19 protein-coding genes and 1 pseudogene are annotated in these 25,243 nt (G+C 45.4%); 14 read left to right on the top strand and 6 right to left on the bottom strand.

The genetic code is table 11. From position 1 onward, the window contains the following. Positions 1–72 precede the first annotated feature (72 nt). Together DMB88_RS03910 and DMB88_RS03915 are read left to right on the top strand one after the other, a co-directional pair. Entirely contained in the window at positions 73–3,249 is a 3,177-nt protein-coding gene (locus DMB88_RS03910) for a copper amine oxidase N-terminal domain-containing protein (protein WP_164848605.1), read from the top strand. Between the two features lie 258 nt (positions 3,250–3,507). Then, complete coding sequence (locus DMB88_RS03915; protein ID WP_164848606.1) at positions 3,508–4,392, top strand: AraC family transcriptional regulator; 885 nt, start codon at positions 3,508–3,510, stop codon at positions 4,390–4,392. A 209-nt stretch (positions 4,393–4,601) separates the two neighbouring features. Here the strand turns inward: DMB88_RS03915 and DMB88_RS03920 are convergent, their stop codons facing one another. Next, positions 4,602–5,354, bottom strand: coding sequence for a DUF1129 family protein (locus tag DMB88_RS03920; RefSeq protein ID WP_128100285.1), 753 nt, complete (start codon positions 5,352–5,354; stop codon positions 4,602–4,604). A gap of 426 nt (positions 5,355–5,780) precedes the next feature. Between DMB88_RS03920 and DMB88_RS03925 the strand changes: the two genes are divergently transcribed. The 3 genes from DMB88_RS03925 to DMB88_RS03935 all read left to right on the top strand — a co-directional run bounded on the left by DMB88_RS03925 (position 5,781) and on the right by DMB88_RS03935 (position 8,118). Further along, on the top strand, positions 5,781–6,017 hold the full coding sequence (locus tag DMB88_RS03925) for a hypothetical protein (RefSeq protein WP_128100286.1): 237 nt from the start codon (positions 5,781–5,783) through the stop codon (positions 6,015–6,017). A gap of 392 nt (positions 6,018–6,409) precedes the next feature. Beyond that, the gene (locus DMB88_RS03930; RefSeq protein WP_128100287.1) at positions 6,410–7,240 is read left to right on the top strand and encodes an alpha/beta hydrolase; all 831 of its coding nucleotides are present in this window, start codon (positions 6,410–6,412) and stop codon (positions 7,238–7,240) included. Positions 7,241–7,332: 92 nt separating this feature from the next. Beyond that, positions 7,333–8,118, top strand: coding sequence for a DODA-type extradiol aromatic ring-opening family dioxygenase (locus DMB88_RS03935; RefSeq protein ID WP_128100288.1), 786 nt, complete (start codon positions 7,333–7,335; stop codon positions 8,116–8,118). 159 nt (positions 8,119–8,277) lie between these two features. On the opposite strand, the gene DMB88_RS03940 is transcribed toward DMB88_RS03935, so the two are convergent. After that, positions 8,278–8,490 (bottom strand): hypothetical protein, encoded by a 213-nt coding sequence (locus DMB88_RS03940; RefSeq protein ID WP_128100289.1) that lies wholly within the window; start codon positions 8,488–8,490, stop codon positions 8,278–8,280. Between the two features lie 434 nt (positions 8,491–8,924). Here DMB88_RS03940 and DMB88_RS30535 point away from each other — a divergent pair, with 434 nt between their 5' ends. Beyond that, positions 8,925–13,289: an InlB B-repeat-containing protein gene (locus DMB88_RS30535; RefSeq protein WP_128100290.1), complete on the top strand. Its 4,365-nt coding sequence runs from the start codon at positions 8,925–8,927 to the stop codon at positions 13,287–13,289. Between the two features lie 180 nt (positions 13,290–13,469). Here the strand turns inward: DMB88_RS30535 and DMB88_RS03950 are convergent, their stop codons facing one another. Next, positions 13,470–14,003, bottom strand: coding sequence for a DoxX family protein (locus DMB88_RS03950; RefSeq protein WP_128100291.1), 534 nt, complete (start codon positions 14,001–14,003; stop codon positions 13,470–13,472). Between the two features lie 339 nt (positions 14,004–14,342). On the opposite strand from DMB88_RS03950, the gene DMB88_RS03955 reads away from it, so the two are divergent. The 4 genes and pseudogenes from DMB88_RS03955 (at position 14,343) to corA (ending at position 18,909) form a co-directional block, all read left to right on the top strand. Further along, positions 14,343–15,416 carry a DUF3048 domain-containing protein gene (locus tag DMB88_RS03955; RefSeq protein WP_128100292.1) on the top strand — a complete coding sequence of 358 codons (1,074 nt, stop codon included), beginning with the start codon at positions 14,343–14,345 and terminating at the stop codon, positions 15,414–15,416. Positions 15,417–15,786: 370 nt separating this feature from the next. After that, on the top strand, positions 15,787–16,404 hold the full coding sequence (locus DMB88_RS03960; RefSeq protein ID WP_056692927.1) for a DUF47 domain-containing protein: 618 nt from the start codon (positions 15,787–15,789) through the stop codon (positions 16,402–16,404). A 14-nt stretch (positions 16,405–16,418) separates the two neighbouring features. Continuing rightward, positions 16,419–17,407 (top strand): annotated as a pseudogene (locus DMB88_RS03965) (anion permease). Between the two features lie 542 nt (positions 17,408–17,949). Then, positions 17,950–18,909: a magnesium/cobalt transporter CorA gene (corA, locus tag DMB88_RS03970; RefSeq protein WP_128100293.1), complete on the top strand. Its 960-nt coding sequence runs from the start codon at positions 17,950–17,952 to the stop codon at positions 18,907–18,909. Between the two features lie 393 nt (positions 18,910–19,302). Here the strand turns inward: corA and DMB88_RS03975 are convergent, their stop codons facing one another. The 3 genes from DMB88_RS03975 to DMB88_RS03985 all read right to left on the bottom strand — a co-directional run bounded on the left by DMB88_RS03975 (position 19,303) and on the right by DMB88_RS03985 (position 21,229). Further along, complete coding sequence (locus DMB88_RS03975; protein WP_128100294.1) at positions 19,303–20,388, bottom strand: DNA alkylation repair protein; 1,086 nt, start codon at positions 20,386–20,388, stop codon at positions 19,303–19,305. Between the two features lie 200 nt (positions 20,389–20,588). Then, positions 20,589–20,882 (bottom strand): hypothetical protein, encoded by a 294-nt coding sequence (locus DMB88_RS03980; RefSeq protein WP_128100295.1) that lies wholly within the window; start codon positions 20,880–20,882, stop codon positions 20,589–20,591. 5 nt (positions 20,883–20,887) lie between these two features. Beyond that, the gene (locus tag DMB88_RS03985; RefSeq protein ID WP_128100296.1) at positions 20,888–21,229 is read right to left on the bottom strand and encodes a hypothetical protein; all 342 of its coding nucleotides are present in this window, start codon (positions 21,227–21,229) and stop codon (positions 20,888–20,890) included. A 448-nt stretch (positions 21,230–21,677) separates the two neighbouring features. Between DMB88_RS03985 and DMB88_RS03990 the strand changes: the two genes are divergently transcribed. The 4 genes from DMB88_RS03990 (at position 21,678) to DMB88_RS04005 (ending at position 24,843) form a co-directional block, all read left to right on the top strand. Beyond that, a complete protein-coding gene (locus tag DMB88_RS03990; protein WP_017690665.1) occupies positions 21,678–21,968 on the top strand; it encodes a YerC/YecD family TrpR-related protein in 291 nt (96 codons plus the stop codon). A gap of 2 nt (positions 21,969–21,970) precedes the next feature. Further along, entirely contained in the window at positions 21,971–22,750 is a 780-nt protein-coding gene (locus DMB88_RS03995) for a sirohydrochlorin chelatase (RefSeq protein WP_128104298.1), read from the top strand. 286 nt (positions 22,751–23,036) lie between these two features. Next, complete coding sequence (locus tag DMB88_RS04000; protein WP_128100297.1) at positions 23,037–23,453, top strand: DUF4395 domain-containing protein; 417 nt, start codon at positions 23,037–23,039, stop codon at positions 23,451–23,453. 508 nt (positions 23,454–23,961) lie between these two features. Continuing rightward, complete coding sequence (locus DMB88_RS04005; RefSeq protein WP_128100298.1) at positions 23,962–24,843, top strand: diacylglycerol kinase; 882 nt, start codon at positions 23,962–23,964, stop codon at positions 24,841–24,843. The last annotated feature ends 400 nt before the right edge of the window (positions 24,844–25,243 follow it).

A 25,243-nucleotide genomic window follows, 5' to 3' on the forward strand; every position in this document is an offset into this window, starting at 1 on the left:
GAATACATTTAGCAGTTCACTATATGAAAAGAATGGGGATATTGGAAGATGAGGAAAGCGGGAGGAAATCAAGTGAAAAAGGTGATGTCAGCCTTAGCGGTATCAGCGATGTTGATGTCAGCACTACCAACGTCAGTTATGGATGCTGCTGCGAGAATTAGCATTTATATCAATGATGCAGAGATATCTTCAGCTCAGGCACCTGTAATGAAGGGCGGGCGTGTACTGGTTCCACTAAGATCGATCTTTGAAGGATTGGATGCCAAAGTACAGTATACGAACAAAACCAAAACAATTAAGGCAACGCGTGGCGATCAGGAAGTCTCATTGACGCTGGGGTCCAAAGTTGCTTACATCAACGGAGAAGCTGTAGCGCTGGATGTACCTGCCAATACGATTAAAGGAAATACGATGGTTCCGATTCGATTTGTGAGCGAAGCTTTTGGGGAAAAAGTGTTCTGGAACTCCCGTATGCAGCGGGTAGATATTAAGAAAACGGAAGCACCTCCTGTGGATGATACTCAATATTCAGCATGGAATATTTACGGCTCTGTGTCAGGAAGTAATGGAGATGGGCGCGATCTGACGGTAAGCTTCACACGTCCAACCTCGGAAAGAGCGGTATCAGCCTATCGTGTCATGCTGGTCAAAACCCGTGATGTGAATGGTTTCAATGAGACTTCGGCAACAGCCGTACCATCTGCAAACTATACATCCATTACACCAAATGGCAATAACCCTAAGCTGACACTCAACGCACAGACGCGAGATGTGAATGGAGATCTGTTGAACTCCAATGAAACCTATCGCTTGTATGTACTTACAGTGGGCAATAACAACAACAACTATAAAAATACACTCAGCTGGTCTTCTCAAACGTTGAAATTATCCGCAGTGAAGACAGCAGTTCAATCTGTGACTAGCTTGCGTGCAGCAGATATTAGTGATTACGGCGATGGACGGGACCTGGAGATTAACTTCACACAACCGAGCAATACGTCCAACATTACGTATTATCGTGCGTTCGTGGTGAAAGCGAAGGATGCTTCTTCATTCAACCTAGCTGCAGCGAACAAAGTAAGTAACGCCAACTCTACGATTATCTATAAGGCTAATACACAGACGATGAAGAGCCAGTTCAGCTCATCCACGCGTGATACATCTGGAGAAATCATCAAAAATGGCACAGCCTACGTTGTCTACATTCTGTCCGTGAGCACCAATGCGGCAACAACAGATAACAAACTGTCTGCTGCGTCTGCATCATTAACACTGGGAGTTAATGCTACAACAGCTCCTGTCATTACACAGGTTAAAGATAACTCGGATTATGGAGATGGACGCGATATTCAAGTGAGCTTCAACCGCTCATCGGATGAATCCAAGGTATCGAGCTACCGTATCTTTGTGGTGCGTAACGCTGTATCCAGTAGCTTCAACTTGACTACAGCCAATAACTTATCATCTAACTTCTATTATACGGTGAACAAAACAGGCAATAACATTACGACAACGCTGCCTTCTTCGATGAAGGACACGAGCGGTTATAATGTGACGAACCTGCAGGATTATCGGATCTATGTACTGGCTGTAGGTAACAATGGTGCAGCAAATATATTGTCTTCTTCCTCAGCTGTGCTGAGATTGACGAACAACGGAAACGCAGGCGCGGTAAGTAACCTGACAGTTGCCGATGTAAGTGACATTGGAGATAGCCGGGATCTACGGGTTTCATTTACCAAAGCTACAGACGAATCAAGAGTATCATCGTACCGCGTGTTCGTTGTTCCTTCTGGTAATGTAGGCAGCTTCACACTGAATGCAGCGAATGCTTCATCTTACTACCAACAAGTTAACAAAACAGGAGGTAATCAGACCTTCACACTTTCTTCTGGTCTACGGGATACCACGGGTACAACCATTAGAGAAGGTGTAAGCTACCGTGTGTTTGTTCTATCGGTAAGCAGCAGTGGGAACTCTAGCCAGAACTCATTGTCCGGTTATTCTCTGCCGATTACACTTACCAAAAATACTGCGCTGACTGCGCCATCCAATGTTCAGCCTAAAGATATTGGGGATAATGGTGACGGCAGAGATTTGCAAGTCACGTTTAATAGATCGACGGATGAGACGAATGTAAGCCAATATCGCGTTTTTGTAGTAAGAGCGAATAGTAATTTCAATCTGGGAAATGCCAATGCACTGGGTAGTTCTTATTATAGAGCTGTTGGTAAAACAGGATCAAACCTAACCGTTAACTTCTTAAGAGATTCTAAGACAGTCGATGGTGACGCAATAGTTAATGGTGTGGACTATAAAGTCTACGTACTGGCAGTGAGTAGTAACAACTCCATTGCTAATGTGCTGTCTTCTCCATCAGGAACCATTAGATTGACAGCCAATACTGCGGTTGCTCAAGTGACTGGTGTTAAGGTAGAGGTGAAAACGCAAGGTCAAGCAGGGGACGCTTCAGATGTTTCTATAACCTTTAACAAGCCAAATGATGATGGAATTGCTGGATATAGAGCATTTATCGTACCTGCAAATCAAGTGGGATCATTTGATATCAGTTCTGCGCAGGGAATTGGGAGTTATGTTACAATCCAAAAAAATGCTGCGGGTAGCGTAATCGGGTTGAACACTGGACATAGGGATATTAATGATAAACCACTTACTCCTGGTCAGAAATATGCAGTGTTCATTTTGTCCGTATCAGAAGATAATAATAAACGTGCTTCTAATCTGTCTGCTGCTTCCAGTAGCTTTGAAATTTTAGCTCAAGCTCCTCAAATTGTAGATGTCAATAAAGCTGCGATAAGTGATTTTAAAAATACCAGTACAGAATCCGATGCAAGTTATGAAGTATCATTTAGTACACCAACAGATACAACTGGGATTTCTGGATATCAAGTATTCATTGCTTTAGCTACAGACAATCTCAATGACTCATCAGCAATTTCAAATTCTAATGGTAAACTTATTGATGCTAATCAGCTTGCGACAGGCAAAATTTATATAAATTTACCTACAAACGATATCGCTGGCAATGCGCTTGCGGTTGGGAATTCATACAAAGTGTATATTTTGTCCCTTACTAACGATACAACGAAATATAAAAGTGTTCTTTCTGGGGCATCTAATTCAGTTGAGTTGAAATTAGCTCAGCCAACACAAGAAACACCTGCATCGAATACTTCACCAGCTGGAGATACATCGGGAACAGAAACTAATCCTGGCCCCACACTATAAGCTCCGAGTAAATAGTATGAAATAGTATAACCATAAGCCATAAGTAACGCTTCCTTTCAATCCGAAAGGGGGCGTTATTTTTTTATTTGAGTACTTCCAATTTTACAGTATACAAATACAATTCTAATAATTTTAAGGGAACGTAATCAAATGCATTAACTCTTAAATTTAAAATTTATGTCGCCAAATAGGTTCCTTAGGCTGGTTGTCGAGTCAGACAAACAAAGGGATAATAGGAGGAATAAGCAGGAGAAGGACATGTACGAAAGGAATGATGGAATGCTCGCATTTCGCTTGACTGGCTTGCCGGATTCGCGGTTGCCTCTGTATTTGTATTGCGTTGGAACACATGAAGAGAAGCCGCAGATCAGACCTGATGGGTTTCCGGTGTATCAACTGTTTTTGTCACGCACGGGCATGGGGAAATTGAAGATACTCGGTAAGGGAGATTGGTCAGTGAATGCTGGGCAAATGTTTGTGATCGAACCTGAGGTGGCTTATGAGCACATGCCTCATTCCAAATCGGGTTGGGAACTCGGGTATATTGGCATCGGAGGAGAGTCCGCAGGCTCAGTGCTTCATGCCGCTGGGTTGTCACGTTCTGAACCTCGGAATCTGAAGGATATGGAGCAGTTTTGGTTACGAATGACCGATATTTGGAATGCACTGGATCAAGGATGCACAGATGGATGGAACAACTCTGCCTTGATATATCAGCTTATTCTCGATATCGCACGTTGCAGGGTATCTCATGAAGAAGCATCTTCATTAAATGGTAGTTCATCCCCCGTAAATGCTGTAGCGCGGGAGAATGATCCGGGAAGTGAGGCATTTGCTCGTGCCATTGAGTTGATGCATGTACACTATCAGGAGGATCTCTTGTTGAAGCATGTTGCGGAAGCGGTAGGTTACTCTGTACAGCATCTGAATCGTTTATTTCATCAGAAGCATGGGGTAACCGGACATCAGTACATGCAGCGTCTGAGATTGCAAAAAGCGTCCAAATGGCTGCAAGATCACCCTCAATCTAGTGTTAAAGAAGCTGCGGAGATGATCGGCATGGAAGTGAATTATTTTATCCGCATGTTTAAGCGTGAATTCGGGGAGACCCCGGTAAAGAAATCAAACAGCGCAATCAGTTGAAGGCTAATCAAGACATTCACCACTAAAGGCGTGGGATAAACCTCGTAAACAATTTAGCCTGTTAAGGTTAAAAAGGCAGCATTCATCCTTTTATCTCATAACTGGTGACGATCTAAAATAGATAAACCAAAAAGGAGCCATAACGGGCTCCTTTTCCTATCTGAACTACCATTACAATAACCATCCGGTATCCGGTTTACATTCGTGGCTCATCTCTTCTTTTGTCCAAAGAGGGGACGCAACAACGCCAAGCCTACAATACCAATCACTAGACTAACCCAAGGTGCGAGGTTAAACACAGGCAAGCTGTCACGCAATGGGTATCCCACAAACAAGACAAGCACAACGACAGCAAGGTAGATAACAATCCCGCGTAAATTAATTTTCGGTACAGCATTTCTGTCCGCACCTTGATCATCTGGCCGTTCAGCTAGACGGCGTAGCATCTCGACAAGAGCAATACCTCCTACGGCTGCCACGATGATTGAGAAAAGGCTAATATGACTAAACGGCTCTATATCGCCATCTGTCCAACCGATAATTAATCCCGCTCCGCCCTGAATCAGCAGGATGAAGGACACGGATGCCCAGGCAATCATCGCATACCATTTCGGTGTGCGTGGTTGTTTCTGTTGCTGTGTCTGTGTGCGATTCGGTTCCAGAGCCTTTGGTTGTTCGGAGGCTTCGCTATCTTCTTCCTCATCCAGATCAAGTCCAGAGCGTACAGCCGCCTCTAGGTCCCTTCCATATAACTCCTGAGCAGAACGCCCATCCTTTTGCGCCTGAACGATCTCTTTTCCCGCAGATAAAATCCACTCTTCTTGTGTTCTCTCATCCGCAGCTGTGTTTCTCGCAATGGAGCTAATCTGATTAAATAATTTCACATTATCAGGTGTCATTTGACTCAATTCGGTCATTTGTCGATTCTGTATTTCTCTTAGCTTCTTATAGGAAATTCCCACTGCTTGCTCCCCCTGTCTAAACCCATTTCCGTCCCCACTGAAGTGGAAACCCTAACGGTAATTTAGTATACGGGAAGGGCTGTCTTTTCGCAAAGTCATTCCTTATAAAATAGCTGCTCATGGTTCTTCCATATCCAGATGCAGGCCAGAATAACACAGGTGCATAACAACACCAGTTTGCCGTGAGCACGGATCCATTCAATACACTGTTCCATAGATTCAATCCTTTCGCCAGAAGGCACGAGGGAGGTGTGGGCTTTAGCCATTTTTGTTATTTTTCCCATGGTTCATTATTGCTATGCGTATGCATGTCTGATCTCTCGGCTCATAATATTGCGATTGTGTGAATTGTGAATAAAGGAAGCCTGAATCCACCACAATAGTAGCATTTCCAAACGAAAATCTATGGATGGGAGTGCGACTACGATGAATCAGTCCAACAATGATCTAACGCGAAAGCTACTGATGAACAGTAATTCTCGCGGTGTGATGGAGGAGGTTGTTCCTTTGGAGCAACAAACGGAGGATACAGAGGTGTCAGATGAACTCATAGAGGGAAATGAGCATGAGGGAAGCTTCTGGGAGAGCTCTAATTTTGCGCGTGAGCACAAGTGGCAGGGACAGACGGAGACACATGCCATGTTCCGGGCAAGTTACGAATAAACGCAGTATAGATGAATGAGCTTCATTTATATCCGTGTGAATACAGGAGGTTCCATCTCAGGCGAATGAGTTGCTTGGTTGGAGCCTCTTTGGTATGTAAATGACGATCTTACATTCATTTCAGCAGCGTATTTGTCGATAAAATAACAATAAAGAGCCGCGAAAAGAGGGATGTGCTCACGTTGACGTGGAGGTTCTGAGATGATAATATACTATTACAACTTTAATACACATTAAACTTATCGGATTTATATAATTAAAATGAACGATAAAAAGGAATCGAGAAATCTGGGGATAACAGCGATCGGAAGGTTGTTCTGTCCTTGGAGGGACTAATGTAAGTATTTATTATATGAACATATATAGTCAGGGAATGGAAAGGGGAAATCGACATGGAGCGTCAGATCAGCATTCGCCATGGAGAAGAAGAATTAACAGCCACGATACATTATCCAGTGGTTAAGGACATTAAGGAACCGAACCACCAACAGCGGGTTCCTCTGGCTGTCATCTGCCATGGGTTCGTGGGTAGTCGGATTGGGGTAGATCGTCTTTTTGTGAAAACCGCGCGTGAGCTGGCTGAGGATGGATATCTGGTGCTGCGCTTCGATTATGTCGGCTGTGGGGAGAGCAGTGGCGAGTATGGAGCTGAGGGTCTGGAGTCTATGATTGCTCAAACCCGCTCTGTACTGGACTATGCTGTGAATTGCAGTGATGTAGACCCGACCCGAGTGACGTTGATTGGTCATAGTTTAGGTGGCGCAGTGGCGCTGCTAACAGCTGTTCGTGATAAACGCGTTAAGAATCTCGTGATGTGGTCATCGGTAGGTTATCCGTTCAATGATATTGTGAAAATCACTGGACGGGAAGTATACGATGAAGGCGTGAAGCTCGGTGCGGCTGACTACCTGGGATATAAATTCACACCGAAGTTCTTCGATTCACTGGCAGAACATCAACCTTTTCAAGAAGCTGTCAAATTTGGCGGCGATGTGCTAGTTGTTCATGGAACGTCAGATGAGATCATTCCAGTCGATTACGCATTTCTGTATCAAAAGGTATTCTGGATGCGTCAGGAAGGGCGTTGCGATAAGGAGATTATCTTCCAGGGAGACCACACCTTCTCTTCAGGCAAAGAGCGGGAACAACTGATTAGCCGGACAAGAGAGTGGCTGGGTGAGCGTCAGAAGATTGAACAGGATTGGCAACACTGGATGATCTAAGTCAAAAGTCACGGGGAGTAACTTGGAAAAGCGCCTCCTTCGGGGTAAAATAGAGAGGTAAGCATCCTATCCGTGTCTGGAGGTTGGCAGCAATGACATTACCCGCACTATTCATTGCGCATGGTTCTCCCACTCTGGCGTTGGAGAGCAGTGACTACACTCAATTTTTGAACGAGCTTGGAGACAGGCTGCCGGCTCCAAAGGCCATCGTTGTATTTACCGCACACTGGGATTGTCCCGAACCTTCGGTGACGATGGATGAATCCCATCAGACCCTGCATGATTTTTACGGATACGCTTCAGCGATGTATAACATACAGTACCCTGCAGCTGGGCAGACCGATGTTGCGAGCGAGATTTGTGCGTTATTCTCACGTAGCAATTTGCCACATCGACCTGTTCAAGGACGCGGGCTGGATCATGGTGTATGGGTGCCACTGCTGCATATGTACCCTGAAGCCAACATTCCGGTTATTGCCGTATCGGTAGACTCGCTGCGTTCCCCACAAGAGCAGTATGATATTGGGCGTATGCTGGAACAGCTCAGGCATGATAACGTGCTCATCATCGGTAGTGGTGGAACGGTTCACAATCTGAGAATGCTGGCACAGGATGATGAGCCACAAGACTGGGCCGTAGAGTTCGATGACTGGCTTGGGGAGCGTCTGCAGCAATGGAATACCAGAGAATTGTTTCTGTATGAAAAAAAAGCTCCTCATGCGCGGACGGCAGTTCCGTCCTATGGCATGGAACATCTGGCACCATTGTTCTACGCGATGGGCACAGCGGATATGTCTCGCACAGCGAAGCGATTATTTCAATCGTATGCCAGCGGCACGTTAAGTTTGAATTGCTGGCAGTTTGGAGACGGCATATAACTTGGAGCAGATAAGAACAGACTAGATCGATAATTATAAATAAACAAAAAAGGTTCCTGCGGTCAGTTGGTTGACTGCGTGGAACCTTTTTTTATTTTCAGGGGATATCATCATAACGTTGTTATATGTGAAGTACCACCTGTAATCTAACTTATAGGACTACTTGCGAATTTCGAACAACTCACATTCGGTACGTGAGTGATAGGCCAGTTCACTAACACTGGACTGAACAACAACGGTTTTCTCATCAAATCGGATGATAATACCTCCAGAGTCAATCTGGTGGTTATCTTTGAATACCCGGATTTTATGTTTTAAGGTCATGGCTTCCTCATAATCGGCGTCAGTTTCGAGACGGCGCTGCGTAGGCATAGAGATACTCCTTTTTTATATGGACTTTATAACCATCATAATATGGGATTCTACTGGTGAGCAAGTGTGTGTATCTGGATATGAAAAACTTGCTTTGTAACGTATTGGAAAACAAGATGTGTAATTGTGATTAATATCATTGCAATGTAAAAATGTGCAAAAAAATAAAGTGCGAATGGCGTTCGATTTGCTATATTATTTTCCCAATCTATAAAGTAAACTAAGCATAATCATGTTATATGCTACAAAAAAAATCGCATGCTGACGGGGATGGTAGGCTGTTCTGAAAATGCAAGCTCATCAGAACCATGCAACAGAGGAGCGAGAAGTTTTTGCTTCAGGTCGCTAGGCATCAGAGTACATACATCATTTTACTGCTTGGCGGAGCTACATTTAGCATGAGGAACAAATGAGAATAAAGGGGAGATATTGGCGTGATTTATTATACCGGTCGTGCCTTTTGGAAGATCGCACTGGTCTTTGTGTTAGTGTTTACTGCATTATCGGCAGGGTGGGGAACAACGAAGTCAGCGCACGCGCAGGAGTGGTATGAAAAGTATGTAGGGGAGATACAGCTATTTCCTTATGAATTTGTGCCGAGTGGTTGGAAGTTCGCGGCTGGACAAAAGATGAGTATTCAGAACAATGTTGCTTTGTTTTCTTTGCTTGGTACGAATTATGGTGGCGATGGTCGATCCGACTTTGCGTTGCCGGATCTCACATCACTTCCTACACCTGACGGTATGGGGTATTACATAGCTACTAATGGGGTATTTCCTGCACGCGAAAATGGCGGGACTGCCATGGGGCATGCAGGTGAAGTGCGCATCTTCCCGTATACTTATTCGCCTGATGGCTGGCTCAAGCTGGATGGGAGTACATATGATGCGCAGAGTTATCCGCAGCTGTACTCCGTTATTAGTGATGTGTTTGGATCTCAGGATGGTCAAAAATTCACTTTACCCAGTATCAGTGCACCGCTGCCAAACCAACCATTATACTTTGCTGTTGCGGCAAGACCGATGGGTGGTCAGAATGGAACGGATATCAGGAATCAAAATAGTGCAGTTTTACTAGGACAGACCATACCATTCCTTGTTCCGATGGAAACCAACTGGAGTGCTAGCGATGGAAGATTACTTAATTTGTGGAGTTACACAGCTCTGTTTTCACTCTTGGGAGAGAAGTTTGGTGGTAATGGGATCAATAATTTTGCTATACCGGATTTAAGAAATAATCCTTACAATTTTCAATACTATACTGTGGATGATATAGGACTATACCCTTCTCGTGGTGATGGAGGCGGGGTACCGTCCGCAGTGGCAGGAACAAGTACGATTTATACCGTAGCCACTGGACAGTCGTTACGTATTTACAGTTCGGATTTGATGGGTAATGTGCCTGGTAGTGCGAATGCCAAGGGAGTTTCCTTGCGAACTCAACCGCAGCGTGGAACGGTTACACAAGACAGTAACGGTTTTATTTATCAGGCTCCAAACGTCTATTTCGGTAATGATAGCTTCACAGTGAGGACATACAACGATAATGGATTTGCTACGGGCTATTCGACAGTTCAAATCAAGGTAGAGCAACCTCTGCCACCTGTAGTAACCGGTGTTAGCGATGGGGGAATTTACAATCGTACGGTCAATCCCGTATTTACCTCTGGCACGGCGACCCTGAATGGTCATCCGTTTACGAGCGGAACAGCGGTTACTGCGGAAGGTAGCTATACGTTAGTTGCAATGAACAGATACGGTTCGACGCAGGTTCAATTTAGGATTGATCTTACGCCGCCAACCGTAATTGGAGTAACGAATAGTGGGCGTTATACTGTGCCGCCGACGATTACGTTTAGTGATGGAACAGCTACGCTGAATGGTGCACCATTTGCGTACGGAGGTCAGGTCAGTCAGGAAGGCAGTTATACGCTAATCGTCACTGACGCTGCTAATAATAGTTCAACGATCACATTCAGCTACTATGCACCACGTCAGCTTCTGTTCGATAGCGGCGGGGGAACGAGCGTAGCCGCACAAAATCTGTATTACGGCGATCATGGCGTTGAGCCAACCGCTCCGACACGAACCGGTTATACGTTTACCGGCTGGTATAGCGATGAGTTGCGCACGCAGCCATTTAATTTTACGAATACGGCGATTACAACGAATACACAGCTGTATGCAGGCTGGAGCATTAGCCAGTATACGGTTAGCTTTGATAGTAGTGGCGGAACAGCTGTAGCGAATGTCCCAGTGAATCATGGTTTGACCATTAGCGAACCGACAGCGCCAACACGAACAGGCTATACGTTTAACGGCTGGTTCACGGATGTGGGTCGCACGCAGCCATTTAATTTTGGGAATACGGCGGTAACGCAGAATACGCAGCTATATGCTGAGTGGAATATCAATCAGTACACGGTCAGCTTTGATAGTAACGGAGGTACAGCGGTATCGGATCTTCAGATCGAGTATGGTACGCTCATGAGTGAGCCAACTGCTCCAACACGATTGGGTTATACTTTTGAAGGTTGGTATATAGATGAGGCTCATACACAGCGCTTTGAGTTTGCGACTACGCCAGTAGTGGTGGATACACAACTCTATGCCAATTGGACGCTCCAATCATATACGGTCACGTTCGATGTATATCAGGGAGCCAATGTGCCTGATCAGACGATACCGTACGGTGCACTGATTGTTCGTCCTACAGATCCGGTACGGACTGGCTATACGTTTACCAATTGGTATGCAGATGTAGCACATACGCTGCCATTTGACTTCGAGACGATCATTACTGACTCGGTTACCTTGTATGCAGGTTGGAGTACCGATCAATATACAGCCAGCTTTGATAGTAATGGTGGTACTGTGGTGAGCGAGCAGTTGCTCGACTATGGTAATCCGGTGCAGGAGCCACAGCAGCCGAGCCGAACGGGGTATACCTTTACCGGTTGGTATAGTGATGCGGGCTTACAGCAACGTTTCAATTTTGCGACATCGTCTATTCAGGATCATGTTCAGCTATATGCTGGCTGGGAACGTATCCTCTATACGGTTAGCTTTGATACGACCGGAGGTTCGGATATACCGGATATGAGTATCGGATATGGTGATCAATTAATTTTAATGAATGAGCCAACTTCGGATACGGAAGGTCAAGTTTTTGCCGGGTGGTTTGCAGATTCACAGCTCACGGTTAAATTTGATTTTAGTCAGCCGATCCAGTCGGATGTCACTTTGTATGCTAAATGGGCAGTTCAAGTACAGCAGATTACATTTGATACGGATGAAGGCACTACAATTGCTCCACAGACAGTTGCTTATGGCGACCTTTTGTCTCGTCCAACCGATCCAGAGCGCACAGGTTATACGTTTGCTGGCTGGTTTACCGATTCAGGGCAGCCATTCGATTTTGCAACAACGACAGTAATGGCAGATATGACGCTGTATGCAAAATGGAATATAGCCGTGCGAACCGTAACCTTTCATACGGATGGTGGAACGACAATACAGGCTATTGAAATAAATAACGGAGAGATGTTATCTCGTCCAAACGATCCGGTGCGAACGGGGTATACGTTCACGGGATGGTACTCGGATATCGCACGCAGTCAGCCGTTTGATTTTGCAACAGCGACCGTAAATGCAGACATGACGTTATATGCGGGTTGGATGCTCATACCATCACCAGGCGGTGGTAACTCCGGAAACAATGGAAATACAGGGAACAGTGGCGGTAGTGGAGATAGTGGAAGCAACGAAAGTGGGGGAGGCTCTAACTCCAATTCCAGTCCGATCTCAAGCGGTAATCCTTCTAATGATTCCAGTTCTACACAGGCAACCGTGTCCATTCCTGCAGGGCAGGCTGGCGAGCTTCGGCTAGGCACAGGAGTGCTGCTTGAGGTTCCTGCCGGCGCTTCGGATCAGCCGTTAGAAATTAAAGCCATCATGGTAGACACACCGGTGACTGGTTTAGCCAGCAATGAGCGCGTTGTAAGTCAGGTGGTGGAATTCACCAAAAACACGCAGGGCAATTTCAAAATTCCAGTGAAATTAACGCTAACCTTTGACCCGACTTCAATCCAAAGCAATGAGAAGCTTGCGGTCTTTTACCAGCAACAGCCGAATACCCCATGGACAATGCTTGAAGACGGCAAAGTGGACGGGAATAACATCAGCGTAGCTGTGAATCACTTTACACGTTTTGCTGTGATGGCAGTTCCGGCAACAATAGCTGCGCCTACAGCAGCTAATTTTAGCGATATTGAAGGGCACTGGGCATCCGCTAGTATCCTAGAAGCAGCGGCTCTTGGTATCGTCAAAGGTTACTCGGATGGAAGCTTCCATCCAGGGGCACATGTTACACGAGCAGAATTTACAGCAATGCTTGTACGGATGCTGAAGCCAGTGTGGGATAATGAAGAAGCTATTCCAACAATGCCTGCTTTCGGGGATGCAACGCAGATTGGGGCATGGGGACTTGAGGAGATTGCACAGGCAAGCGCGCTAGGTTGGATTCAAGGCCACGCGGACGGAAACTTCCGTCCGAACGCTTCAATTACACGGGCGGAGATGGCCGTTATGGTCAGCCGTGCGTTGACACTGACTGACGTTGCAACCGAAACTTCCTTTACTGATGCAACCAGCATCCCTGCTTGGGCAAGCCAGGCAGCAGCTCACATGCAGCAATTGGGTCTGATGAAAGGTCGAGTCAATGGAGCATTTGATTCTTCGGCACTGACAACCCGTGCGGAAGCAGCACAGGTATTGATGAATGCACTCCGACATAAATGAACCCGATTCGGGAATAGAACTCTCTTGCCGTTTTACGATGTCGTATCGTAAAACGGCTTTTTGTCATTTTTGTATCGGATTTATACTCGCACTGAGTGTGGATCATGGAATTATTGGACATAGAAAAGCCCCGCTCCCAGGGGGGACGGGGAGCGGGGCTGCAGTGTTATTGATTATTCGTTAAGCTGTTTTGGCACTAACGGTTGGTGTGTCTTTGGGGTTGTTACCTTTGTTACGGCTGAACAATCCGCGAAGGTAAGGCAGTACCCAGTGATCCAGACCGATTTTACCAGCATTTGCACCAGCGACTACAAGGAAGATCTGCATCAGTACCAGTTGAGCATTCGTGCTCACTGTACCCGAGAAGAGGAACGCGAAGTTCATGACCAATGCCATCAGTGCAGCGAGTGTTGTGAAGCATCCAAGGATGAGACCCAGACCTACAAGGAATTCACCAAGTGGGATGATGAAGTCGAACAATCCAGCGTTTGGTACAGCGAATTTCTCTAAGAACGTTCCCCACCAAGCTTGAACGGTAGGATTCTCACCAGTAGCTTTGCCAACTGCGCCTGCAAGGAACCCGCCAGCTTGGAATCCGCCAGTCAATTTGCTCCATCCGTGAGTCATCCAATCGTAACCGATGTACACCCGAAGTACTGTCAAAATCCACATTGCCACTTTGTTTTCTCTAAGCCATTGGTTGAAGCTGAACATATAAACCACTCCTTCATGGAATCTAGTGTGTGTTGTTTTTGTTTTTCTAAGTGATCACCTTTGATGTCTTTATTGTATAGTCCGGAGGCTGTTTTGTTTGTGATAAAAATCACAATCTAGTTCAAATTTTAAGTAAGCTTTGAGAAGTTCACAGTTAGGACACATTTGATTTCTTGTGCATCGTTTCAAATGCAGGTTTTGGGGTAAGCAATTGCTCTCAAATCAAAGACAAACCCCTGTTCATGTGATTAAATGGAAAGAAAACGTGAAATGGTGTTCTACATGAGATATTCGTCCACATCTTAGATCCCAGCCATATCGTTCAGGAGGTACATTGAATTGAAGCTCTTCCCATGGAAACGAACTGCATCCGCTACGTCCCTACTTATCCTTGCCATTAGTCTTGCTGCGTGTCAGAACAAAGAGTTAGCACAGATGCCAGAGCAGCCGAATAATGTTCCAGCACCCGTACAGGAGGAACAAGTCGTCGAAGAACCAGCGAAAGCTCTTTTTACTGCACCACTTACCGGTTTGCCTTCTAATGAAGCAATCACGAACAGACCCTTGGCTGTAATGATTAATAACGCTCCTGCCGCGAGACCCCAATCGGGTTTGAGTTCCGCAGATATTATTTTAGAGGTGCTTGCAGAGGGTGGTATTACCCGGTTCATCGCCATCTTCCAGAGTGAAGGCGGTGCTGAAACGGTAGGACCTGTGCGTAGCATCAGGCCATATCTGATTCAGCTTGGCGAGAGCTATGATGGGGTGCTTGTTCATGCAGGCGGGAGCCCAGAGGCGTATTCTATTTTGCAACGACAACAAAAACAACATATGGATGAAATATCAAACGGTGGGCCGTATTTCTGGCGTTCCTCCGATCGTAAAGCTCCGCATAATCTATACACCTCTGTGGACAAGCTCAGAGAAGGAGCCGATATCAAGGGTTACAGTCACGACAGTGTATCGCCTGTCTATACCTATAATGAAGAAGGTTCTACTTCTGACGGAGAGACAGCGAAGCAATTCGAAATTCATTATTTATTGAATAGTTACCTTGTGACGTATGATTATGACGAAGTTAGCGGACGATATATGAGATTGGTAAACGGCAAAGCCGATCAAGATATGGATAATGGTGAACAACTTGGAGCTGCCAACATTATTGTTGCGGGTGCGGATCATAAGGTGCTTGACGATGTAGGTCGATTGTCCGTCAATCTGGAGCAAGGTGGGGAAGCGATGTTATTCCAGAAGGGCAAAATGATCCGTGGACAGTGGGAGAAGAAACAAGGGGATATCATTCGGTTTGTTCAGAATGGCAGTGAAGTAGCGCTTGTGCCGGGTAAGACGTTTATCAGCATTGTGCCGAATCAGCCGAGTTTTACCGACCATGTGAAATTGAATGAGCAATAAATGAAGGCAGTGCGGATCGTGTAACAGCAACAGATGACAATGAATGGAATAATGGATGAGAAACGACATGGATCGACGAATTTAGATTCCAAATAGATGATGATGTAGGTAGTGGAATGTAGCTCTTGTGTGAAAATGAGTTTGCTGTCACATCTGATTTTTGTGCCCGTTTGTAAACGCAGTGTAAAATTAAGCCTTGAATTTGCCAGTCATACCAAATAATTAAGATTCATTTCAGATTAATGTGATAAGAATATAAAAAAGGATCACACCTTTTGTACAAACCATGAAACAAATATGATAAGATATCAAAGGTTGTCATTTCATGTTTCATCGGTTATCGGCAATTTCTCGTAAAGGGGATAGAGCTATGAAGCTTAAGAAGAAGAAGGATATATTTTTTGAAACACTGGAGAACATGGCAGATACGGTTGTTCAAGCGGCAGATTATTTCTCCCAGCATGTTTCCAACCTTCAGGATGTGACTCTTTTTGCCAATGAAATGAAGAAGTACGAGTCGAAATGTGATGATTACGTGCATACGATCATTACAGAACTCAACAAAACATTTATCACGCCGATCGAACGCGATGATATTATGGAGCTGACAACAACGCTTGATGACGTATTGGACGGAATCGAAGCAACGGCTTCCCGTTTCTATATGTACCAATTGACGGATCCAGACGAGTATATTGTTCAATTCGCTGACATTTTGCGACAATCGGCTTACGAAATTCAGAAGGCGATTCATTTGCTGTCACAGAAAAAATTGCTCGCTATCCGTGAGTACACCATTCGTTTGAATGATCTGGAAAACCAGGGCGACGAAGTACTACGCATGTGTATCAAAAATCTCTTCGCTACCGTGTCAGATCCAATTGAACTGATCAAGCGCAAAGAAATTTATGAGCGTCTTGAGACGACGACGGATGCTTGTGAACATGTAGCGAACGTGCTTGAGTCCATCATCATGCGTAATTCTTAAGGAGCCAGAGAATAATGGAAACAACGATTTGGGTATTAGGTATAGTCGTCTTCCTTGCACTGGCGTTTGACTTCATCAACGGTTTTCATGACACGGCTAATGCCATTGCCACATCGGTATCAACACGGGCACTGACGCCGCGACGTGCGATTCTGCTCGCAGCCGTGATGAACTTTGTCGGTGCAATGATGTTTACGGGTGTTGCGAAGACGATTGGGGGAGTGTGACCGACCCCACCAAGCTAGATAACGGGATTGAGGTCGTCATCGTCACCTTAATCTCGGCGATTATCTGGAATCTTGTAACCTGGTGGTTCGGCATTCCTTCTTCATCCTCTCATGCACTGATTGGAGCGTTGGCAGGAGCTGTGTTCGTTGGTGCAGGATCGGACAAAGTGAAGTGGAGTGGATTTATTGATATCGTCGGAGGTTTGTTGTTATCACCTCTGATTGCATTTGCCATAGGTTATGTGGTCATGATTATTCTCAAATACATTTTCGCCAAACGCAGTCCGCATAACGTGAACAAAGGATTCCGTACGGTACAGATCTTCACAGCGGCACTACAGGCGTTCACGCATGGTACGAATGATGCACAAAAAGCGATGGGGATTATCACCTTTGCTCTCGTTGCAGCCAAAGTACAAGACCATTTGGAGGTTCCGCTGTGGGTTAAAATCTCTGCAGCAACAGCCATGGCACTTGGTACTTCCATTGGTGGTTGGAAAATCATCAAAACGATGGGAACCAAAATCTTCAAAATCGAACCGATTAATGGTTTTGCTGCCGACTTGTCAGCAGCTTCCGTTATTTTCACTGCGACGTTACTACATCTTCCGGTAAGTACAACGCATGCAATCACATCCGCGATTCTGGGTGTTGGTTCTGCTAAACGTTTCTCTGCCGTAAAATGGGGACTAGCTGGACGGATCATTATTACATGGTTCATTACGATTCCAATTACTGCTGCATTAGCAGGTTTGCTGTACTGGATCATTTTCTAATAGAGGTTGTTCAAAAAGTCCGCTTTTGATTACGAAGGATGCGCAAGTGGCATCTCAGCTTCGAATATGGGATTCAGCCGAAATGTCCGTTGCTCACGTAGCTTAATCTACGCTCCGCTACTCCATTTCTATCTTCATCCCATCTTCTTGGTACTGAAAACCGACCTTTTTGAACACGTACTAATAAGAAAAATGTTCCTAATCATGACGAACAAGCTAATCACAGTTGTTCATAACATTGTGAATATCGGGATATGTGGATAATTATACAACCAAAAAGAAGAGACGCCTGTGCATGAACGTGTGGACAGGCTGGATATGTGGATAGCCATCCGTGGAATGATAAACCAAAAGATATTTATCCTGTGGATACAGGAAACTGTGGATAGGGAATGAGAGAAGCCAACAGGGTTGGCTTTTTTTGTTGTCGTGTTCGCTGTAGCTTCTATACGTAGCAAGGATGATCGGCGATTGCAGGAGACGACATGATGATTAAATTGTACAATAACGTAAAGGATACTAAACAAGGACGTGGCTAATTTATGATTCGTACACTCGCGATTACACGAGATCATCAAGTCTCCGTAAATGTACCACTTGAAGAGCTAGATTTGAACGATTACGCCTGGGTATGGGCAGATTTTAACCAGCCTACGGAAGAAGAAAGCCGTATGCTGGATACATATTTTCATTTTCACCCACTAGCGATAGAAGATTGTCTGCATGTATTGCAGCGTCCAAAGCTCGATTATTATGATAATTTACAGTTTCTCGTGTTACATGCCTTGAATCCAGTCACGCTGGAAGCGGAAGAGGTAGACTTGTTCCTAGGAAGTAACTTCTTAGTTTCATTCCATCATGGTGTACTTGAAGAGGTCGATGAGGCTTGGGAGCGGTTATTGCATCACGCACATGAACGAACGATCTGGGCTCGCGGCCCGGTAGCTGCAGCTTATACCGTGATGGACAAATTAGTCGATCATTATTTTCCGTCCTTGTTTGCCATTGAAGATGAGCTGGCAGATCTGGAGAACCGGGGTGGTAGGGAGTCAGTGGAGGAGCTGATGAACCAGGTGTTCGACTTGCGTAGCCGGCTGCTTAAGCTCAGACGGACGGTAGTTCCTATGAGGGATCTGCTCTACCGGGTGATTAATTCCCAACATGTGCAGCGGACAGGAGAGCATACAGCGTATTTTACGGATATCTATGACCATTTGCTCAAGCTGACGGATATGATCGAGGCTGATCGAGAGATGACGGCAGATCTGCGTGATAGCTACATCTCGCTCAACTCCAATCGAATGAATCAGATTATGAAAACACTCACGGTGATTACAACGGTGTTTATGCCACTTACGCTGATCGCGGGAATCTATGGGATGAATTTTGCTTATATGCCTGAGCTACAGTGGAAATTCGGGTATGGTGCGGTGCTGTTATTGATGTTTGTGCTAGGCGGAAGCATGGTGGCGTGGTTTGTGAAGCGCGGATGGTTCAAGTGAGAACGTGGAACTCCGAACATTACATCAGAATAGGCCACAGGGCAAAATCTCAGGCAGTGTTAATGCTCAGGAGACAGGTTTCCAGGTGGCCTTTATGATTCTTCTATATAAGTTCAACTAAAGAAGGTTTACACTCCCACTCCGATGACAGAATAACCTTCCGATCGCTGTTATCCCCAGATTTTTTGATTCCCTTTCAAAGGGCAAATCCGGTGATAAAGGCGAACGCTCCGCTTCTTCATGTTATTTCTGTCCTCTCCGTTCTCGTGTAAAAAGTTTAGTTGAACTTATATATACAAGGGAAATAGAATGTATCCACATGTGAATAAGTTTTCGGCAGCAAATAAGATGTGCATAACTTTTGAGTTTGTCGCTGCAGCTATGGTTGTAGCTCTACACTTCCACTACAAAAGAAGCGGTGGCTGTCACTACCCCGTTCACAATAATGGTTAGCGTATGTAGACCGGCATAATATTTTCGCGTTGTAATCACCTTGAACGATTGCTTCGTAGCCACTCGGGTTCTTCCTGGCGAATAGACTTTGTCGGAGCATTTGAATCGTTTGGGTGCGTGTTTGCCATTGGCCTTCATATAGCCCATCTCGTATTCAACCCGCAGCATCTGTGCTTCACCGCTCTCATTCACCACATCGAACGAAAAATGAAGTTCCTCGCCAATGGCTACGGTCTCCTGTGCAAGCGTTAGATGTTCAATATGAATGGCGTCCTGTTCAAGGTAACCGAATAAACGCAGTGCTTGAGCATGTCCTTGCTTGAGTAGGGAACGGCATGCGTGACGTACAATCCAGTCGGTATGTTCATGTTGCCCATACCAAGTGGATGCGAGACCCAGAACCAGATCGGGATGATCCTTAGAGATATCATTGAGATGGTTCGCCACACTTTTACGTACATAAAGTGACTCGTCCTGTTTCAATGCATGAAGAATAGGGAGTGCTGGTGACGGATCGCTAATTAAACTTCGCAGCTTCGAGCCCCAAGGTAGACGCGGACGGCTGCCTTCGCTTGCTAATCTACGAATATGCTCGTTCGAATTGCCTGTCCATTCCATCAGGTGCTTCATCGTTTCAATGGGATAACGCTCAATAAACGGGCGTACCGCAAACTCCGAACTGGAATATGGTGTGAAGACAGTTAAGTACTTCATGGATAATTCGTAGTGCTCTGGCTCAAGTCCATTGACTTCGATGTAATCGGGTACGAATAAATATTCGACGCCGCGCATGTCCGGTGCAGCCTGCTCAATAATTTGTAACGCATCCTCATAGCGATCTGGAAGTACTTCGGTTAACGCGAGGGTAATCCGGCGGATTCTTGCTTTGAATTCTAAAGTGTCCCAGCCTTCGGCAAATACAAGAGCGCGAAAATGCTGGGTGTCCAGCGTGGGATGGAATTGTTGAAGTAGTTTACCTGTTCGTTCTATTAATTCAGGTGTGTATTTATCTTTGAAGAGTTCCATTGATCTGCCTCCTTGTTTCTTATGTAATGGCTAAGTTCGTTATTGATTAAGTCCGATATGCCCGACTAACTAAAATGTGTGCATTGGTTAGGTTAACATCTATAGTATACCTTAATTTAGCATAATAAGAACATAAGTTCTTAATAAAAAAGGTGAAAATGAAGGCACCTTCCTTCTTCAAGGAGGTGCCAGAGCGAGAGCTAACGTTTACTACTTTTGGGACGACGTTTGGTGGGAGTTGTTTTACGACGAACCGTTTTGCTGCGACGACGAGGAGTAGTAGCGGTTTTTTTGCGACGCTTACGTGGCCGCGGGGATGAATATTCCTCATAATCAGCATCTGCCTCGCTGTTATTGCTTTTCCCTTTGCCAAACGGCAGAATTCCCATCACCAGCTTCATCATAGGTGCCATTTGCTGAATACCGCCGACAACTTTTTGCATTTTACCGATGCCGCTCATGATGCCATCAATTCCACCGAAACGGTCGATCATTCCTTTTAATTCACCGATGTTGGCAAGTGAGAATCCAGAGCTACCCGAAGATGCAGGCTCTTGAACCGGAATTGGGGCACTAACGGGGCACCTCCGGCATAAAAATTGGGGGCAGGTGCGCCTTGCCCATAAGGAACCAGTCCAGATGCCTCCACCTCAGCGAAGTTTGGATAATAGGGTTCCACGCCAGGATACATGGATTGAACCGGAGCCTCATTTAACGAACGTTGGATAACCCCTGGCGGTGCATAGGCTGAAGTGTAAGCCTGCCGTTGCCGATGCGAATGGGAATACGGACGTTGTCGTGGCGTAGGCGGGCGGTGATAATAATGCTGTGGCATAAACAATCACGTTCCTTCTATGTTGGATTTCGGAATTGCGTTCCCTCAGCTTGATTTTAAAAGAACATAACAAGGCCGAGATGGAACTCCCTTTTGCTATACTGTATGTCATTCGCGGAGAGACGGCGTAGGCGGGTATCCCGGAAAACGGGATATTTGCGGATTTGGGCGCAGGGCATCAGATGGGATTCTATAACGCACTCCGTAGTTCGGACACAAAATTGTAACATTTAGGATGATTAAAACCCTACATATTTAATCGGGAATATACAGGCAAAAAACTGGATATATCGCGGGATTATCACCTGTTGTACACAGTGGGAGGACAATAGTCCTTTTGAAAACGGTAACATGTATTTTTATTCTGCACTGCGTGAAATCGTTAACGCTTGAAATACCAACTCAGGATGCGTACAATGGGGTTACACAGTAACCGCTAGGGGATGATGATAAAATGCAGCTGAAAAAGCTAAATGATAAAAGTATTGAGCAATTATTTGAAGCCATCTTAACGTTAAAAGATATTGAAGAATGTTATGTGTTCTTTGATGATCTATGCACAGTAAATGAGATTCAATCGATGTCTCAACGTTTGGAAGTTGCACGTATGCTTGGTAAAGGCAACACGTATAATCAGATTGAAGCAGAGACAGGCGCAAGCACTGCGACGATTTCCCGTGTTAAACGCTGCCTGAACTATGGTAACGATGGATATAAAATGACTCTAGAACGTCTGGGACGCTAATGATGAAGAAACCGGGTGTACTTATCATTAGTCACGGCTCTCAGGAGCAGACCTGGGTAGACTCCGTCGATGACGCGATCGCTCAGTTAAACCTACCTGAGGCTATGCCTGTTGAAGCCGGTTTTCTTGAACTTGTGGAAGGACGCCTGATCCAGGACGGTATCGACCGACTGGAAGAACAAGGTGTTACCGATCTCTTAGTTGTACCTCTATTCGTATCTTCAGGCAGTACGCATGTGGATGAGATAGAGTATGCCATTGGGGCCAAAGACGCGCCAGAACGCGAAACTGATCTTGCACCGTTCCACGTCACAGCCAAGGTGCACTTCGGATATCCGGTAGACAACGACCCTGATATTGCGGTCATGGTGTGGGATAAAGTGAAGTCTCTGTCACAAGAGCCTGAGCATGAAACGATTCTGCTCGTGGGTCATGGAAGTATTCATAATGGATTCCGTCAGCGATGGGAAGCAGGTATTGCTTCACTTGCGGAACGGGTTCGTGAGATTAGTGGTGTAGCACACACCGATTATGCTTTGCTTAACCCGGAGAGCGTGTACGATAAGGCGAAGTATTGGAGTGAAGAGCGGGGGAGCCGAGTCATTGTGGCGCCGCTGTTTTTGAGTGCTGGCTATTTCACCATGAACGTGATTCCGGAGCGCCTGAAGGATCTGAATTATGCATATAGCGGTGAGACGTTGCTACCACATTCACTCTTAGGTCAGTGGCTGGAGCGGCAGATTCGTATTTTGTTAGACCGATGTCATGCGACTGAGGTGTAAAGCTTTCTTTTGAAGATTGACTGGAACTGATCTATGAGAGCGTATCACTGGCAGTGATGGGATTGAAGGTGGAGTAAGCTCTTTGTTTCGATCCATCAAAATGATCTTAAAGAACCGTCGAACACCGGCTTTAGGTGTGTTGGCGGTTTTTTTTTGTCCAGAATAGCATAGCACAGCTCATAGTATCGTATGATGGCAATAGACAACCACAGATGAGGCTTGCTGAAAACGAGAATACAGACTACAATAATACCAATTAAATAAATTGGAATAAGGAGATATGACAATGCGAGAAGTTCCTATGCGCTATGTGAAAGCGAATCAGATTGGAATTGTGCTATTTGTTGTGCTCTCGTTTGTATTCAAGCAGCCGTTGATCCTTGGTGCATTATGGATCATTCAAGTGGTTGGGCTAGCTTCCGGTGGGAAGCTGAATTTATTTGTACAGATTGGAAAGGCCGTACTTCCTGGCAAAGGTTCAGAGACCCAGGCGGTGGAACTGCAACGGTTCAATAATATTCTCGCTGTTATTTTCCTGACCTTGGCGCTATTGTCGTTTGCTCTAAGCTGGACCGTGGCTGGTTATATATTCTCGGTAATGCTACTTCTTGCTGCTAGTGCTGCATTGCTGGGATATTGTGTAGGATGCACGATCTACTTCTGGTATAAACAGCTCCGTGCGGGTAGAAAGATCGGTTTCTAAATCTATATATGTAAGAAAGTGCGACTTCCTGAATAGGGGGTCGTTTTTTGTTGTGACATTCCAATTATTTAGATGACTTATTAAAGTATGAGGTTTGTTACGATACATCGATGTAGTAAGCATTTTGATCCAAATCATGTGAAGCAGTACGGTTTGTTAAAGCTGTCGTAGGTTAAATTTTGCTCAAGCGGGTAGAATGGTAGTTTATAAAATCTGTTTTGGAGAACATCATGTGTTATGTAAAATGAACCATTTTCATCGAGGGCTAGGTTGGTTGCATTCTATAGGCTAGGACAAGTTCACAATTGATGATATGATGTAATATAAAGGCTCAGGGAATGAGACGGAATTCCTTGAGCATAGATATAGGATAACAACATTGTTAAGGCATGATTAACGGATAGGATGAGTTGGGTAAATTTTGGATAGCGCAAGATGCTTACAATGAAAGCTAATGAGAATGAGATCGTACAGACTCATGCATAATGTGGAATAGGTGGCGTATGAGATGAAAAAAGCTCGTTTAATATACAATCCGACCTCAGGCCGGGAAGAAATGAAAAAACGTCTGGCTGATGTGCTGCAGCGTTTGGATCAAGGCGGAATTGAAGCTTCGGTACATGCAACAACGGGTGAGGGAGATGCGACTCGTGAAGCAGAACTCGCCATTGAACGTGGATACGATATGATTATTGCTGCTGGCGGCGACGGGACGCTGTATGAAGTTATCAACGGTATGGCTGAGCGTGAGAATCGTCCACCATTAGGCGTGTTCCCACTTGGAACGACGAATGATTTTGCGCGTGCACTGGGGATTCCAAGGCAATGGGAGGATTACGTGGATCTGGTTATTAACCAGCAGCTTCGACCTCTGGACCTTGGGAAGGTGAACGATAAATATTTTATCAACATCGCAGGTGGAGGTTCATTGACTGAGCTGACCTACGAAGTGCCGAGTCGTCTGAAAACGATGATTGGGCAACTGGCCTATTATATGAAGGGCATTGAGAAAATGGCGAGCCTGTCTCCGCAGGAACTAATTATCCGTGCGGCAGGTCAGGAGGATATTCATGATGAATTCATGTTATTCCTTATCGCGAATACAAACTCCGTTGGGGGCTTCGAGAAGCTTGCCCCAGGTGCAACAATTGATGATGGACTGTTCGATGTCATCGGTGTGCGCAAATGTAATCTGGCTGACATGATCCGCCTCGTAACGCTTGCACTGCGTGGTGAACACCTGAACGATAAGAAGGTTGTTCATTTCCAAACGGATTATATGGAAGTGACTTCGCCAGGCTATGTGCAATTGAATTTGGATGGAGAGCTGGGTGGTACGCTTCCGGCAACGTTCAAGAATCTACGTCACCACCTGATGCTGTATCGTTGATTCAAGCGGGAGCTGGAAGTAGAAGTGTTTGTCATATGGGGAATCAGCAACTAGAAGTGGTGTAATGCGCTGAGGTCACCACCTGAGGTGCTACAAGATCGGGAAGCGATAACCAAAAGTGGTGCAAGATGCGAAATCTGTAATCGGAAGTGCTATGAGAAGAGGAAACGGCAATCAGAGCGCTGTAAGAGACGGAAGTTGTGATTAGGGGTGCTACGAGAGCGAGGAAGCTGGCAACTGAGGCGAATGATGCAACTAGAAGTGCTACAAGACCAGAAAGATACACCGAAGGCGAATGATGCAACTAGAAGTGCTACAAGACCAGAAAGAGACATCGAAGGCGAAGTTGTAACTAAACGTGCTACGATACTTGGAAGCTCTAACCAGAAATGATGTTTGA

Origin of the sequence: Paenibacillus sp. DCT19 (assembly GCF_003268635.1) — a bacterium.
In the GTDB taxonomy this organism is placed as follows: domain Bacteria; phylum Bacillota; class Bacilli; order Paenibacillales; family Paenibacillaceae; genus Paenibacillus.